The sequence below is a fragment of the Roseovarius autotrophicus genome (genome assembly GCF_018069895.1).
GTDB lineage: Bacteria > Pseudomonadota > Alphaproteobacteria > Rhodobacterales > Rhodobacteraceae > Roseovarius > Roseovarius autotrophicus.
Window position 1 is genome coordinate 148,011 of record NZ_JAGQDH010000004.1, and the last position, 13,402, is coordinate 161,412.

Genomic DNA, 13,402 nt, shown 5'->3' on the forward strand with positions numbered 1-13,402 from the left:
AAAAAGAAAGGGCGAGCCGTAAAGGCTCGCCCTGCGCAGGGCCTGTCCCGCTTGGGAGGGGAAAGGGACAGCCTGGCAAATCCGACCGTGGCCGATCACTTGGCGGCGGTGGTCGCTTTCTTGGTCGCGGCCGTCACGTCATCAGTGGCCTTCTTGACGACGTTGGCGGCGTCTTCCTGAATGGTCTTGCCGGCGGCGAGGAGCAGCTCGACGGTTTCCATCTGCACTTTCTTCGCGACTTCGGCGAAGGCGGCGAGGTTCTCGGCGGCCACTTCGGCATTTGCCGACGCGAAATCGGTCATCGCCTTGGCATAGTCGGCCGGCTCGGTCTTGGCCTTGGAGATATCGCTCAGCCTGGAGAGGGTTTCCTTGGCCCACTTGTTCGAGATTTCAGCCGATTGCTCGGCGGCCGAGAGGGCAACGCCCGACAGCTTCTCGTTCAGGGCGGCCTGGTTCTTGAAGGCGTCTTCCATCGCCTTGGTGTCAACCGGGAACGCGCCGAGGAAATCCTTGAACACGGCGGTAAAGTCCTGGGTCTTGGTCATGATCTTCGTCCTTTCAGTTGAAGCGGGGGCATCCGCTGTGTTTTGCAACTGAGAGGAATATACTTGCTGCACCGCAGCATTTCAAGGGTTTTTTCTGCGCTGCAGCAAAACTGTCATGAAGGCGGAATTCAAGCCTTGTATTCAGATGGTTGCCTTCCTGCGAACATAGGTTCCGGGGGCCGGGGCGAGCGGTTTGTGATCCGAATCGCCCGGCGCGCGCGCCGGCACCATCTTGCCCGAGCGCTTGGCAAGCCACGCCTCCCAGCGGGGCCACCACGAGCCCTCGTGACGGGTCGCGCCCGCAATCCAGGCATCAGCATCGCCGCTCAGGTCGTCATTGGTGAAATGGCCGTATTTCTTCTTGGTGGGCGGGTTGACGATTCCGGCGATATGCCCGGACTCCGAGACAATGAAGGTGCGGTCCTTGGCGCCGGTCTGCTGAAAACCGCGATAGCAGTCCTTCCACGCAGCAATATGGTCGGTCTCGCAGGTGACGGCCATGATCGGCACCGTGACATCGGAAATGTGCAGCCGCTCGCCGCATATCTCGAAACCGCTGGTGACGAACTCGTTGCGCTGGCACAGGCCCCGCAGGTATTGCACCGTCATCCTGCCCGGCAGGTTGGAGCCGTCGCCGTTCCAGTAGAGCAGGTCAAAGGCGGGCGGGGCCTCGCCCATCATGTAGTGGCGCACGGCGGGCTGATAGATCAGGTCGCGCGAGCGCAGGAAAGACATGGTGCGCCCCATGATGAATGAGCGCAGCACGCCCTGGGCCGCCACCTCGGCCTCGATCCCGTCGATGAAATCGTCCTGAAGGAAGGGGGTGAACTCGCCCTGCTCGGAGAAATCGGTGAGCGCGGTAAAGAAGGTGGCCGATTTCACGGACTTGTCGCCGCGCTTGGCCATAAGCGCCAGCGTCAGGTGCAGCGTGGTGCCCGCGATGCAATAGCCCACGGCATTGACCTGTTTCTGGCCGGTGATCGCCTTGACCTCGCGGATGGCGGTGAGAAACCCGTCCTCGATGTAATCCTCCATGCCGATATCGGCGTGGCTGGTATCGGCGTTGATCCAGCTGACCACGAAAAGCGTGTAACCCTGATCGGTGATCCACTTGATCAGGCTGTTCTCGGGCTTGAGATCGAGAATGTAGAACTTGTTGATCCAGGGCGGAAAGATCACGATCGGCGTGGCGTGAACCTCGTCGGTCGTGGGGGCATACTGGATCAGTTCCATCATGTGGTTGCGATACACGACTTCTCCGGGCGTGCTGGCGATGTTCTCGCCCAGCACGAAGGCGCGGTCATCGGCCAGCCGCACGACCAACTCGCCATTGTTGGCCTCGAGATCGGCGATCAGGTTCTCAAGCCCCTTCACGAGGCTTTCGCCCTCGGTCTCGACGGCGCGTTCGAGTGCGTCGGGATTCGTGCCGAGGAAATTGGTGGGCGACATCATGTCGATGATCTGGCGCACGAAATAGTCGAGCCGCTTGCGATCCTTGGGCGGCAGATCCTCGTCGATCTCGTCGAGCGCGCGCTCGATGGCCTGCGAATTGAGCGCGTATTGCTGCTTGATGTAGCGGAAATAGGGGTGGCTGTTCCACAGCGGGTTGGCAAAACGTTTGTCGCCCCCGAGCGGATCGGGCTCTTCGCTCTCGGGCGCGGTTCCGCGCATCAGCGCCTGTTGCGCATCAAGAAAATGGCGAACCGACTTGCCCCAGTATTCCAGTTGCTTTTCGTAAATCCGGCCCGGATTCTCGAGCATTTCCGACCAGTAGGAGTGCGCCGCCTTGACAAAAATATCCTGAGAGGGCGCATTCAGCGTGGGGTTGGCAGGCTTGCGCGAAGCCAGCGCCTGAATGAGTCGCTGCGACAAATCTTCGACTTTTGCGAGGTTCTCATTGAGCTTATCGACATTTTTACCTGCGACATCGTCTTGAGTTGTCATTTTTTACATTTCCCCTTAACAAATTCTGCCATGCAGCATACCGTTCTCCTGCCGGAGACTCGACCGCGGTGAATTTTCCGCCCACTCCCGCAAAAGGAGACGATCATGCGCCAGATGGCAACTTATGACCTGATGGAATCTTTCCGCAACGCCAATCAATGGTTGGGTGCCTCCGCCCTTTCCTTTGCATCCTATCCACTTTTCAGCATGGTGCCAAATCCTGCTTTTCAGTGGATGTCGGCCTGGGGTCAGGTGACGGAACGCGCCTTTCAGCGCATGGTGACCAAGCCCGACTGGGGCATCCGCACCTTTACCCACGAGGACGGCTGCGACCACCTGGTGAACATCGACACGATCGTTTCGCGCCCGTTTGGCGATCTGATCCACTTCAACGTCTCCGGCCGCAAGGAACAGCCGCGCAAGATCCTGCTGGTCGCCCCCATGTCGGGCCATTACGCCACGCTGCTGCGTTCGACCGTCAAATCGCTGATCGTGAACTGCGAGGTCTATGTCACCGACTGGCATAATGCGCGCGATATCCCGGTATCCGAGGGCAAGTTCGATATCGAGGACTATACGCTCTACCTTGTCGATTTCATGAAGGCGCTCGGCCCTGATATCAACGTGATCGCGATCTGTCAGCCCGCGCCGCTGACGCTGGCCGCCACCGCCTATCTGGCCGAACTTGACTCCGACGCGCAGCCACGCACGCTCACCCTCATCGGCGGCCCGGTCAATCCCGATGCGGCCGCCACCGACGTGACCGACTTCGGCCGCCGTGTAACCATGGGCCAGCTTGAAGAGATGATGATTCAGCGCGTCGGCTTTACCTACAAGGGCGTCGGGCGCAAGGTCTATCCGGGTCTGTTGCAACTTGCCTCGTTCATGTCGATGAACGCGGAGCGGCACACCAAGGCCTTTACCGACCAGATCATCCGCGTCGGACGGGGCGAGGCCAGTGACAACGACGCGCATAACCGCTTTTACGACGAATATCTCGCGGTGATGGACATGACCGCCGAATTCTATCTTTCAACGGTCGAGCGCGTTTTCAAGGGGCTGGAGATCGCGCAGAACCGCTTTGTCGTGAATGGTCACCGGGTCGATATGGGCAAGATCACCCGCGTCGCCATCAAGACCGTCGAAGGCGGCAAGGACGACATTTCCGCCCCCGGCCAATGCGTTGCCGCGCTTGATCTGTGCACCGGCGTGCCCGATCACATGAAGGCCAACTATATCGAGCCAGAGGCCGGCCATTACGGGATCTTCGCGGGCCGGTCATGGCGGAACAACATCCGCCCGCTGGTGCTTGATTTCATCGATTCGAACACGGCCAAGGCGCTGGCGCCGAAACCAGCCAACCGCAACGCCGCCAGCGCCTGACCCTTCAGGCGTCCACGCGTCTCTGTAGGACATAGGGTTGCGCCAGCCAGTCCCGCAGCGCCCGCGTCACCGTGTCGGGCTGTTCCAGCACGGGCAGGTGCCCGGCGCCATCCACGAGGCATAGGGTGGCGTTGGGAATGAGATCTGCCATGAAACTGTGACGGCGCGGCGGGGTCAGCCTGTCCTCGGCCCCGCACAGGACCAGTGCGGGCACCTTGCAGCGCCGCAGCACCGCCTGATAATCACGCCGCCGCTGCAACGCGCGCACCTGCCGGATGACCGTTTCGGCGCCCAGCCCCTGCGCCATCTCCACCACCAGCGCCAGCACCTCGGCCCGTTCCGGCCCCGGTGCGAGGACATCCCCGCCAAGCATCATCTGCACCGCCTCGGCGATCATGCCGGCACGCAGCTTGGCCACGAGCGGCTCGTATCCGGTGGCCGATTGCGGCGTTTCCGCAAGCGGGTTGGTATCCATGAGCGCCAGCCGCGTCACCCGGTCGGGCGCGCGGCGCAGCAGTTCCATGGCGACGATCCCGCCCATCGAAAGCCCCGCCAGCGCAAAGCGCATCGGCAGCAGGTCAAGCAGGTTCGAGGCGATCTCCTCGATCCGCTCGCCGCGCGTGACGGGCGCCACGGTCACCGCCATGTCGCGGCTCAGGTTGGCGATCTGCGGCGCGAAGATACGCGCGTCGCACATCATGCCGGGCAGAAACACAACCGGATCGCTGCTCATTGTCGTGGCCTTTGCTGCGAGGGTCTGCGCCCCCCTTGCCCGCAGCATGGCATCGTGCCCCGCCTCGGGGCAAGTCCTATCGCGCAAGCACCCCGGCCAGCCATGCGGTCATGTTGTCAACCGCAGCGCGCGTATTGCCCGGCGACAGGATATCGCCCGCGATCACATGGGCAAAAGGATCGTCCTGCGCCCCGAGGTCCGGCGCGATCCGCGTGACCGCCCCCCCCCATCGCGCCAGCACCCTGTCGGTGAGATCAGGACGAACGACCCGGTCTGCGTCGGAATAGTAGAAGAGCGCGGGCAGCGTCATGGCGCTGTAATCGAGCCTGCGGGCATGGGCCACCAGCGCCGCCATGGGAAGGACGGCCGTGCTGGGGTAGTCGGTTGTCCACTCGGCGGCCTGTTCCGGGCTGCGCGGCTCGAAGCTGCGGCGCTTCCCTGCCAAAAGCGGCAGCCAGTGGCGCGCGCCGGGCCATGTCAGCAGCGGGGCAAGCCGGTTGTTGACCCCGAAATTGGGCGACACGAAAATGACGCCCGCCACCCGGTCGCGCAAGGCCGGATCCTGAAGGGCCACCGCCGCCACGGTCGCGCCCGTGGAGGTGGCGAGGATCACCACCCGATCGCCCGTGGCGCGGGCCACCGCCAGCGCCTCGGCGGCGTCGGCAAGCCAGTCCGAGGCCCGCGCCTCGGCCATGGCATCGCCGTCGCGCCCGTGGCCGCGAAACCGCGTATAGACAAGGTTTGCGCCAAAGGCCTGCGCCAGCAGGTCCGGCACAGGGCGGATTTCCTGGGATGAGGCGGAAAAGCCGTGGAAATAGACAAGCGACAGGGGCGCGCGCGTCTCGGGTTCGCCCGCCCAGATCACACGCTTCTGGCTGTCGGGGCGGATGTCGTCATGGCGCGATTCCATCGCGTCGAGATAGATGCCGACGCCCTCGTCAAGGCGGCGCGACTCGAAGAGGGGCGGCATTTCGACCGGCTCGCGCGGGGCAAGCAGGAGCGGCCCTGCGACGACGGCCACAAGGACCAGAAGCCAGCGCATCATGGGATCACGGCCCGTGCGCTCACCTCCGCCACCGCCGCGCCGACAAGCGCGAGGCAGTCGGGATCGGAGAAGCGGTGATCGGCCCCCTTGACCAGAGCAAGGCGGATATCCGGGCCTTCGGCATGGTCGAGAAGGCGCAGCGCCACGGCCATGTCCACATCCTTGTCGGCGGTGCCTTGCAGGAACCGCACCGGAAACGCCAGGTCGAGCGGCGCGCGCAGGACGAGGTTCGCGCGCCCCTCCTCGATCAGGCGGCGGGTGATGACATAGGGGGCGCCATAGTCCGAGGGCAGCGCAATCTGTCCCTTGGTCATCAATTCGTCGCGCTGCGCCGCGTCGAACCCGGCCCACATGGAATCTTCTGTGAAATCCGGCGCGGCGGCGATGGTCACAAGCCCCGCGATGCGGCCCGGCATGGCGCGCGCGAGCAAGAGCGCGATCCAGCCGCCCATGGAGGAGCCGACGAGGATCTGGGGGCCCGTCATCAGCCTCTCCAGCACCGCGCGCGCATCCGCCGCCCAGTCGCCGATGCAGCCCTCGGTAAAGACCCCCGAGGATTGACCATGGCCGGAATAGTCGAAGCGAAGAAAGGCGCGGCCCCGTGCGCGCGCCCAGTCCTGAAGCCAGAGCGCCTTGGTGCCCTCCATGTCGGACTTGAAGCCACCAAGAAAGACCACCCCCGGCCCGGCGCCCTCGGTGCGGTGATAGGCAAGGCGGCGGCCTGTGTCGGTGTCAAGAAAGGATGGGTCGGCCATGGGTCCTCCGGCTTTGGGGCGATCATGCACCGCGTGGCGCGGACCCGCAAACCGGTTTCAGCGCGCCCGGGTCGCGGGACGCAGCGTCAGCGCCGGCAACCCGCCGGGATGCCGTTCTGCAAGGATCGTCCGTTCACGGCCGAACCCTGCCGTGTCCGACGCGGCAAGGCGGCGCTTCGGGCCGGACACGAGCCATTCAGGGGCGGTTCAGCCCCCGATATAGCGCCCGCGACGCGGACGGTAAAACACCTTCTGATTGTGCAGGCGGCCCAGAAGATCGTGGATCTTGCGCAGCGTCTCGGCGGGGGCCGCGTCATCGTTGGCGGCGGCACCGGTCGCGATGGCGCGCGCCGAAAGCTCGGTCTTGCTGCGCAGCAGCGCGTTTTCGATCAGGTCCATATCCTCGACCGACAACTCGAACCTTGAATTGTAACCCGGCATGTCCCGCCCCCTTGTGCGATGGCCGCGAAACATTCTTTCGCGGCGGATAAGCGGCATTTAGGGTGTGGTTTGCGACATGTCCAGATGATTTTCCCACCTGCGTCAATCTGCTGACGTGTCCGGCGGCAGGGGCGCGGTTCCTGCGCCCGCTCAGCCGCCCGCGCCCCCTTCGATCAGGGCGCGCACGATGGCCTTGGCACTCTCGGAGTCCCAATCCGCGTCGCCGGTGAGGCGGGCAAGCTCATTGCCATCGGGATCGAGGATCATCGTGACCGGCAGGCCAAACACGCCCATCTCGCGGGCGAGCGCGCTGCGGGGATCGCGGTGCAGCGGCAGGTTGGTTACGCCGATCTCGTCGAAGAATTTCCTCATCGCGGGGGGCGGGTTGCGGCCGGTGGCGACGGTGACAACGGAAAACGCCTCATTGCCCAACTCGGTTTGCAGATTGGCAAGCGTCGGCATCTCGGCGCGGCAGGGCGCGCACCATGTGGCCCAGAAGTTCAGCACCACATGCTGCCCGCGATAATCGGCGAGCGTGCCGGGCGTGCCGTCTGCGCGCTCGTATTCGGTGAGCGGCGCGGGTTTGGGCGCGGCGTGGAACATGAGCTTGCGCATGTCGCCCGCGCGCAGCGCCTCGAGCGCGGCGGTGTCGGCAAGGCCGGGGTTTGCACCAAGCGCGAGGGCCATATAAAGGACGAACCCGAGAAGACGTTTCATTTTCCCTCCAAAGGGCCGCAGCAGATGACTGACACGACCTCGAACCAGATGTGGGGCGGCCGCTTTGCCGCCGGGCCGGATGCGATCATGGAGGCCATCAATGCCTCGATCTCGTTCGACAAGCGGCTGGCGGCGCAGGATATCGCCGGATCACGCGCCCATGCCGCCATGTTGGCGGCCACGGGTATCCTTAGTGATAGCGATGCCGAGGCGATCCGGGAAGGGCTGCTCACGGTCTTGTCAGAGATCGAGGCCGGAGATTTCACCTTTTCGACCGCGCTGGAGGACATTCACATGAATGTCGAGGCACGTCTCAAGGAGGTGATCGGCACACCGGCCGGGCGGCTGCATACGGGACGGAGCCGCAACGATCAGGTGGCCACGGATTTCCGGCTCTGGGTGCGGGATCAGCTTGACGCGGTGGATCAGGCGCTGGTGGCGTTGATGCGGGCGCTGCTGGCGCAGGCGGAGGCGGGTGCGGATTGGGTGATGCCGGGGTTCACCCATTTGCAGACCGCGCAGCCGGTGACATGGGGGCATCACATGATGGCCTATGTCGAGATGTTCGGACGCGACCTGAGCCGCGTGCGCGACGCACGGGCGCGGATGAACGAATGCCCCTTGGGCGCGGCGGCGCTGGCGGGCACCTCGTTTCCGATCGACCGGGAAATGACGGCGAGGGATCTCGGGTTTGACCGGCCTTGCGCGAACAGCCTCGACGCGGTGAGCGACCGGGATTTCGCGCTGGAGTTTCTCGGCGTGGCGAGCATCTGCGCGATGCATCTGAGCCGGTTCGCGGAGGAGTTGGTGATCTGGTCTTCGGCGCAGTTCCGGTTCGTGGCGCTGTCGGACCGGTTCTCGACCGGATCGAGCATCATGCCGCAAAAGAAGAATCCCGACGCCGCCGAGTTGATCCGGGCCAAGGTGGGGCGGATTTTCGGGGCGAACGTGGCGCTGATGATGGTGATGAAGGGGCTGCCGCTGGCCTATTCCAAGGACATGCAGGAGGACAAGGAGCAGGTTTTCGACGCTGCCGACAACCTGATGCTGGCGCTGGCCGCGATGGAAGGCATGGTGCGCGACATGCAGGCGGAGCGCGCCAATCTGGAGGCCGCTGCCGCCTCGGGCTTTTCCACTGCGACCGATCTGGCGGATTGGCTGGTGCGGGTGGCGGGCATGCCGTTTCGCGAGGCGCATCATGTGACCGGCGCGCTGGTGGCGAAGGCCGAGGCCAAAGGCTGCGACCTGCCCGATCTCAGCCTGGAGGAGATGCAGGCGGTGCATGGCGAAATCACCGCGTCGGTCTATGATGTGCTGGGCGTGCATAATTCGGTCGCCTCGCGGATGAGCTATGGCGGCACGGCGCCCGAACAGGTGCGCGCGCAGGTGGCCCGGTGGAAGGAGCGTCTGGGATGAGGGTTCTGACGGTAATGGCCGTGCTCGTGCTGGCGGGCTGCGGCGTGGAGGGCGATCCGGTGCGCCCGAAGGTCGGCACCGTGGTGACCGCCGGCAGCGGCGGCAATGTCTCGGCCGGGGTGGGGGTGAAGATGGGCAATGTCAGCGCCAGCACCACCGGAAAGGATGTCAGCGTCGGCGTGGGGGTCGCGTTGTGAGGTGGGTGTGGCTTGCGCTTGCGCTCTGGGGCACGGTGCATCCGATGGCGTGGTTTCTGGCGTGGTTCTCGGAGAACGGCTTTGACCTGATGGGCATGGTCGATGCATGGCATGTCAACGCGGCGACGAGCGGGCTGGTCTGGGATCTGACCATCGCCGCCGTGACGCTGACGGTCTGGGTTCTGGTGGAGAGCATCGGGCAGCGGGCGTGGCTGGGCCTTGTGGCCATTCCGGCGACCTTCGGCATCGGGGTCAGTTGCGGTCTGCCGCTCTACCTTTTCCTGCGCACGCTGCGGCGGGCGTGAGGACATGAGTATTTATGGAACGATGAAGCGGGGCTAGGCGTGGATCATTTTCTTTATCGCGGCGGCGTGCTTCATGCCGAGGATGTGCCGATCCCCGAGATCGCGGCCGCGGTGGGCACGCCGTTCTACTGCTACTCCACCGCGACGTTGACGCGACATTACCGCCTGTTCGACGAGGCGCTGGCGGGGATGGACCATCTGGTCTGCTACGCCATGAAGGCGGCGAGCAATCAGGCGATCCTGCGGACGCTCGCGGCGCTTGGCGCGGGGATGGATGTGGTCTCGGGCGGGGAATACGCGCGCGCGATCGCGGCGGGCGTGCCAGGCGAACGGATCGTGTTTTCCGGCGTCGGCAAGACGCGCGAGGAGATGCGCGTGGCGCTTCTTGGCGGCATCCGGCAGTTCAATGTCGAGAGCGAGCCGGAGATGCGCGCGCTGAGCGAGGTGGCGGCAAGCCTGGGCAAGGTCGCGCCGATCACCATCCGGGTGAACCCGGACGTGGACGCGAAGACCCATGCCAAGATCGCCACCGGAAAGAGCGAGAACAAGTTCGGGATTCCCATCGCGAAGGCGCGCGCCGTCTATGCCGAGGCCGCGCGCCTGCCGGGGCTGGAGGTGGTGGGGATCGACGTGCATATCGGCAGCCAGCTGACCGATCTGGCCCCGTTTCGCGCCGCCTATGAGAAGGTGGCCGAGTTGACCGGGGTGCTTCGCGCCGATGGCCATGACATCCGCCGTCTCGATCTGGGCGGGGGCTTGGGGATTCCCTATACCCGGTCGAACGAGGCACCGCCCCTGCCCACGGATTACGGCACGCTCATCCGCGAGGTGCTGGGGCATCTGGGCTGCGAGATCGAGATCGAGCCGGGCCGTCTTATCGTCGGCAATGCGGGAGTTCTGGTGAGCGGGGTGATCTACGTCAAAGAGGGCGAGGGGCGCGATTTCCTCATTCTCGACGCGGCGATGAACGATCTCATCCGCCCCGCCATGTATGACGCCCATCACGATATCGTGCCGGTGATCGAGCCTGTGCCGGGGGCCGAGCCGCGCCCCTATGACGTGGTGGGCCCGGTCTGCGAGAGCGGCGACACCTTCGCGCGCGCGCGGCAGATGCCCCCGGTGGCGGCGGGCGATCTGGTGGCGTTTCGCAGCGCCGGGGCCTATGGCGCGGTGATGGCGAGCGAATACAACACAAGGCCCCTTATCCCGGAGGTTCTGGTGAACGGGCGTGACTTTGCCGTGATCCGCGCACGCCCGAGCTTTGACGAAATGCTGAATCGCGATACCATCCCCGAATGGCTCTGACGCGGGTGCGTCGCGGGCCGGAGAGGAGCGGTGGCGCGATGACCCGACCGAATGATCTGTTGATCCCGATCCTGGCGCGGTTGCGCCGGGTGTTGTGGCTGACGTGGGCCGGGCTGATCGCCGAGCGGCTGGCGCGTGCCTTCTGGCCGGTCTGGAGCGTGCTGGCGGCGGGGGCGGCGGCGCTTTTACTGGGGCTGCACGAGATGGTGGTGCCGGGTGTGGCGCAGGCCGGGGCGGGGATTGTCGTGCTGGCCGTGATCGGTTTTGCCTTGCTCGGCTGGCGGCGCTTTCGCTGGCCCACGCGCGCCGAGGCGCTGACGCGCGTCGATGCGGTGCTGCCGGGACGGCCGCTGGCGGCGTTGGGCGATGTGCAGGCGGTGGGCGCGGATGATGCCGCCTCTGCCGCGCTCTGGCGGGCGCATCAGGCGCGTATGGCCGAGCGCGCGCGGGGCGCGCGCGCCGTGGCCCCCGATCTGCGGCTGGCGCGCATGGACCCTTACGGGATGCGCTATGTGGCGCTGCTGGTGCTGGTGACGGGGCTGGTCTTTGGCTCTGTCTGGCGCGTGGGCACGGTGGCGCAGATCGTGCCGGGGGCGGGCCATGGCGCGGCGCTGGCGCAGGGTCCGGCCTGGGAGGGCTGGATCGAGCCGCCGGCCCATACCGGGCTGCCGAGCCTTTATCTGGCCGATCAGCGCGAAGGGATCCGCGCGCCGGTGGGCAGCCGTGTGACGCTGCGCTTTTACGGCGAGGTGGGGGCGCTCAGGCTGGAAGAGACGGTGTCGGGACAGGTCTCGGAGCCGCAGACAGCGCCGGAGCAGAGCCTGACCATCACGCAGGATGGCGCGCTGCGCATCACCGGACCGGGCGGGCGCGGCTGGCTGGTGACGGCGATTCCGGATGCCCCGCCGGCGGTGGAGATCCTGGCAGGTGAGGCAAGAACCACTTTTGACGGCCAGATGAGCCAGCCCTTCGAGGCGCGCGACGATTATGGTGTGACCGGGGGCGCGGCGGTGTTCGCCCTCGATATGAACCGGGTGCTGCGCCGTCATGGCCTGACTGCGGAGCCGGAGCCGCGCGAGGCGATCACGCTCGATCTGCCGATGCCGCTCAGTGGCAACCGGGCCGCGTTCACCGAGACGCTGATCGAGAACCTTTCGGAGCATCCCTGGGCGCATCTGCCGGTCACGCTGCGGATGCGGGTAAGCGATGCGGCAGGTCAGGAGGGGCTGTCGGAGCCGGTGGCGATGATCCTTCCGGCGCGGCGGTTCTTCAACCCGCTGGCAGCGGCGGTGATCGAGCAGCGGCGCGATCTGCTATGGACGCGCGACAATGCCACCCGCGTGGCGCAGGTGCTGCGGGCGGTGTCCTACAAACCGCGCGACGGGCTTTTCCGGTCGGAGAAAGCCTATCTGCGGCTGCGGGTGATCCTGCGGCAACTGGAGGCGGGGACCGCCGCCGGTCTGGATGAGACGGGGCGCAACGAGATCGCGCAGGCGCTGTGGGATCTGGCGCTGCTTCTGGAGGATGGCGACATCGCCGATGCGCTGGAGCGGATGCGCGCGGCGCAGGAGCGGCTGAGCGAGGCGATGCGCAACGGGGCCAGCCCCGAGGAGATCGCACGGCTCATGCAGGATCTGCGCGACGCGACGCAGGATTATCTGCGCCAGAAGATGGCCGAGGCACAGCGCGAGGACGAGCAGGGCGGTAGCCAGCAGAGCGCCGAGAACATGATGCAGATGAACAGTCAGGATCTGCAGGACATGATGGACCGCATCCAGGAATTGATGGAGCAGGGCCGTTTCGCCGAGGCGCAGCAGGCGCTGGAGGAATTCCAGCGCATGATGGAGAACATGCAGGTCACGCAAGGGCAGGGCCAGTCGGCGGGCCAGCAGGCGATGGAGGGGCTGGCCGAGACCCTGCGCGAGCAGCAGGGCCTGTCGGATCAGGCGTTCCGCGACCTTCAGGAACAGTTCAACCCCAATGCGCAGCGCGGCCAGTCGCAGCAGAACGAGGGCCGTTCGGGCGGCGACGGGCGTGGCGAAAGCCATGATGGCCAGCAGGGTCAGGGCGGCGGCGAGGGCGGTGCGCGCCCCGGCGGGCAGGGACAGGAGCAGGCCGAGGGCGGATCGCTTGCCGACCGGCAGGAGGCGCTGCGGCAGGAGCTGGAGCGCCAGCGCGGCGGGCTGCCGCAACTGGGCGGTGAGGCAGGTCAGGCCGCGCGCGACGCGCTGGAGCGCGCCGAACGCGCAATGGACGGCGCGGCGGAGGCGCTGCGCAACGACGATCTGGCGGGGGCGCTCGGCGAGCAGGCCGACGCCATGGAGGCGCTGCGCGAGGGAATGCGCAACATGGGCGAGGCGATGGCGCAGGAGGGCCAGCCGGGCGGTCCGGGCAGCGAGCGCGGCCAGCCGGGCATGGCGCAGGCCGATCCGCTTGGCCGCGAGAGCGGTCAGGGCCGCCAGGCCGGCACGCAGGACAATCTGCTACAGGGCGATGATGTCTACCGCCGCGCGCGGGACCTTCTGGACGAGATCCGCCGCCGCTCGGGCGAGGGCGAACGACCGGATGTGGAACTGGAATATCTCAAGCGGTTGCTGGACCGGTTCTAGCCTGTCG

The 13,402-nt window shown here is 65.9% G+C and carries 13 protein-coding genes; 6 read left to right on the plus strand and 7 right to left on the minus strand.

Annotation, left to right across the window (positions count from 1 at the left end; all coding sequences use genetic code 11):
- Nucleotides 1–95 precede the first annotated feature (95 nt).
- Nucleotides 96–545, minus strand: coding sequence for a phasin, PhaP (locus tag KAK09_RS06825; RefSeq protein ID WP_210878173.1), 450 nt, complete (start codon nt 543–545; stop codon nt 96–98).
- 141 nt (nt 546–686) lie between these two features.
- On the minus strand, nt 687–2,489 hold the full coding sequence (locus tag KAK09_RS06830) for a class I poly(R)-hydroxyalkanoic acid synthase (RefSeq protein ID WP_210878174.1): 1,803 nt from the start codon (nt 2,487–2,489) through the stop codon (nt 687–689).
- A 105-nt stretch (nt 2,490–2,594) separates the two neighbouring features.
- Between KAK09_RS06830 and phaZ the strand changes: the two genes are divergently transcribed.
- Nucleotides 2,595–3,872, plus strand: coding sequence for a polyhydroxyalkanoate depolymerase (phaZ, locus tag KAK09_RS06835; RefSeq protein ID WP_210878175.1), 1,278 nt, complete (start codon nt 2,595–2,597; stop codon nt 3,870–3,872).
- 4 nt (nt 3,873–3,876) lie between these two features.
- Here the strand turns inward: phaZ and KAK09_RS06840 are convergent, their stop codons facing one another.
- The 5 genes from KAK09_RS06840 to KAK09_RS06860 form a co-directional block, all read right to left on the minus strand.
- Complete coding sequence (locus KAK09_RS06840) at nt 3,877–4,605, minus strand: alpha/beta fold hydrolase (RefSeq protein ID WP_210878176.1); 729 nt, start codon at nt 4,603–4,605, stop codon at nt 3,877–3,879.
- A 76-nt stretch (nt 4,606–4,681) separates the two neighbouring features.
- Nucleotides 4,682–5,650, minus strand: a complete 969-nt coding sequence (locus KAK09_RS06845; protein WP_210878177.1) for an alpha/beta hydrolase — start codon at nt 5,648–5,650, stop codon at nt 4,682–4,684.
- Entirely contained in the window at nt 5,647–6,405 is a 759-nt protein-coding gene (locus tag KAK09_RS06850) for an alpha/beta fold hydrolase (protein ID WP_210878178.1), read from the minus strand. The genes KAK09_RS06845 and KAK09_RS06850 overlap by 4 nt, the downstream gene beginning before the upstream one ends.
- A gap of 207 nt (nt 6,406–6,612) precedes the next feature.
- Nucleotides 6,613–6,846: a hypothetical protein gene (locus KAK09_RS06855; RefSeq protein ID WP_210878179.1), complete on the minus strand. Its 234-nt coding sequence runs from the start codon at nt 6,844–6,846 to the stop codon at nt 6,613–6,615.
- Between the two features lie 150 nt (nt 6,847–6,996).
- Nucleotides 6,997–7,563 (minus strand): TlpA family protein disulfide reductase, encoded by a 567-nt coding sequence (locus KAK09_RS06860; protein WP_210878180.1) that lies wholly within the window; start codon nt 7,561–7,563, stop codon nt 6,997–6,999.
- 24 nt (nt 7,564–7,587) lie between these two features.
- Between KAK09_RS06860 and argH the strand changes: the two genes are divergently transcribed.
- The 5 genes from argH to KAK09_RS06885 are packed head-to-tail and all read left to right on the plus strand — an operon-like array spanning nt 7,588 to nt 13,395.
- Nucleotides 7,588–8,979: an argininosuccinate lyase gene (gene argH, locus KAK09_RS06865; RefSeq protein ID WP_210878181.1), complete on the plus strand. Its 1,392-nt coding sequence runs from the start codon at nt 7,588–7,590 to the stop codon at nt 8,977–8,979.
- Nucleotides 8,976–9,176 (plus strand): argininosuccinate lyase, encoded by a 201-nt coding sequence (locus KAK09_RS06870; RefSeq protein ID WP_210878182.1) that lies wholly within the window; start codon nt 8,976–8,978, stop codon nt 9,174–9,176. The genes argH and KAK09_RS06870 overlap by 4 nt, the downstream gene beginning before the upstream one ends.
- Nucleotides 9,173–9,481, plus strand: a complete 309-nt coding sequence (locus KAK09_RS06875; RefSeq protein ID WP_210878183.1) for a DUF2834 domain-containing protein — start codon at nt 9,173–9,175, stop codon at nt 9,479–9,481. Before KAK09_RS06870 ends, KAK09_RS06875 begins: the two co-directional genes overlap by 4 nt.
- Before the next feature lie 39 nt (nt 9,482–9,520).
- Nucleotides 9,521–10,786: a diaminopimelate decarboxylase gene (gene lysA / locus KAK09_RS06880; RefSeq protein WP_210878184.1), complete on the plus strand. Its 1,266-nt coding sequence runs from the start codon at nt 9,521–9,523 to the stop codon at nt 10,784–10,786.
- 38 nt (nt 10,787–10,824) lie between these two features.
- On the plus strand, nt 10,825–13,395 hold the full coding sequence (locus KAK09_RS06885; RefSeq protein WP_210878185.1) for a TIGR02302 family protein: 2,571 nt from the start codon (nt 10,825–10,827) through the stop codon (nt 13,393–13,395).
- Nucleotides 13,396–13,402 lie beyond the last annotated feature (7 nt).

What these genes read in the sequence shown, in the direction of transcription:
- KAK09_RS06845 (WP_210878177.1), bottom strand. Translation starts at nt 5,650, where the DNA reads ATGATGCGCTGGCTTCTGGTCCTTGTGGCCGTCGTCGCAGGGCCGCTC.
- KAK09_RS06825 (WP_210878173.1), bottom strand. Translation starts at nt 545, where the DNA reads ATGACCAAGACCCAGGACTTTACCGCCGTGTTCAAGGATTTCCTCGGC.
- KAK09_RS06840 (WP_210878176.1), bottom strand. Translation starts at nt 4,605, where the DNA reads ATGAGCAGCGATCCGGTTGTGTTTCTGCCCGGCATGATGTGCGACGCG.
- argH (WP_210878181.1), top strand. Translation starts at nt 7,588, where the DNA reads ATGACTGACACGACCTCGAACCAGATGTGGGGCGGCCGCTTTGCCGCC.
- KAK09_RS06885 (WP_210878185.1), top strand. Translation starts at nt 10,825, where the DNA reads ATGACCCGACCGAATGATCTGTTGATCCCGATCCTGGCGCGGTTGCGC.
- KAK09_RS06860 (WP_210878180.1), bottom strand. Translation starts at nt 7,563, where the DNA reads ATGAAACGTCTTCTCGGGTTCGTCCTTTATATGGCCCTCGCGCTTGGT.
- KAK09_RS06830 (WP_210878174.1), bottom strand. Translation starts at nt 2,489, where the DNA reads ATGACAACTCAAGACGATGTCGCAGGTAAAAATGTCGATAAGCTCAAT.
- KAK09_RS06855 (WP_210878179.1), bottom strand. Translation starts at nt 6,846, where the DNA reads ATGCCGGGTTACAATTCAAGGTTCGAGTTGTCGGTCGAGGATATGGAC.
- KAK09_RS06870 (WP_210878182.1), top strand. Translation starts at nt 8,976, where the DNA reads ATGAGGGTTCTGACGGTAATGGCCGTGCTCGTGCTGGCGGGCTGCGGC.
- KAK09_RS06850 (WP_210878178.1), bottom strand. Translation starts at nt 6,405, where the DNA reads ATGGCCGACCCATCCTTTCTTGACACCGACACAGGCCGCCGCCTTGCC.
- phaZ (WP_210878175.1), top strand. Translation starts at nt 2,595, where the DNA reads ATGCGCCAGATGGCAACTTATGACCTGATGGAATCTTTCCGCAACGCC.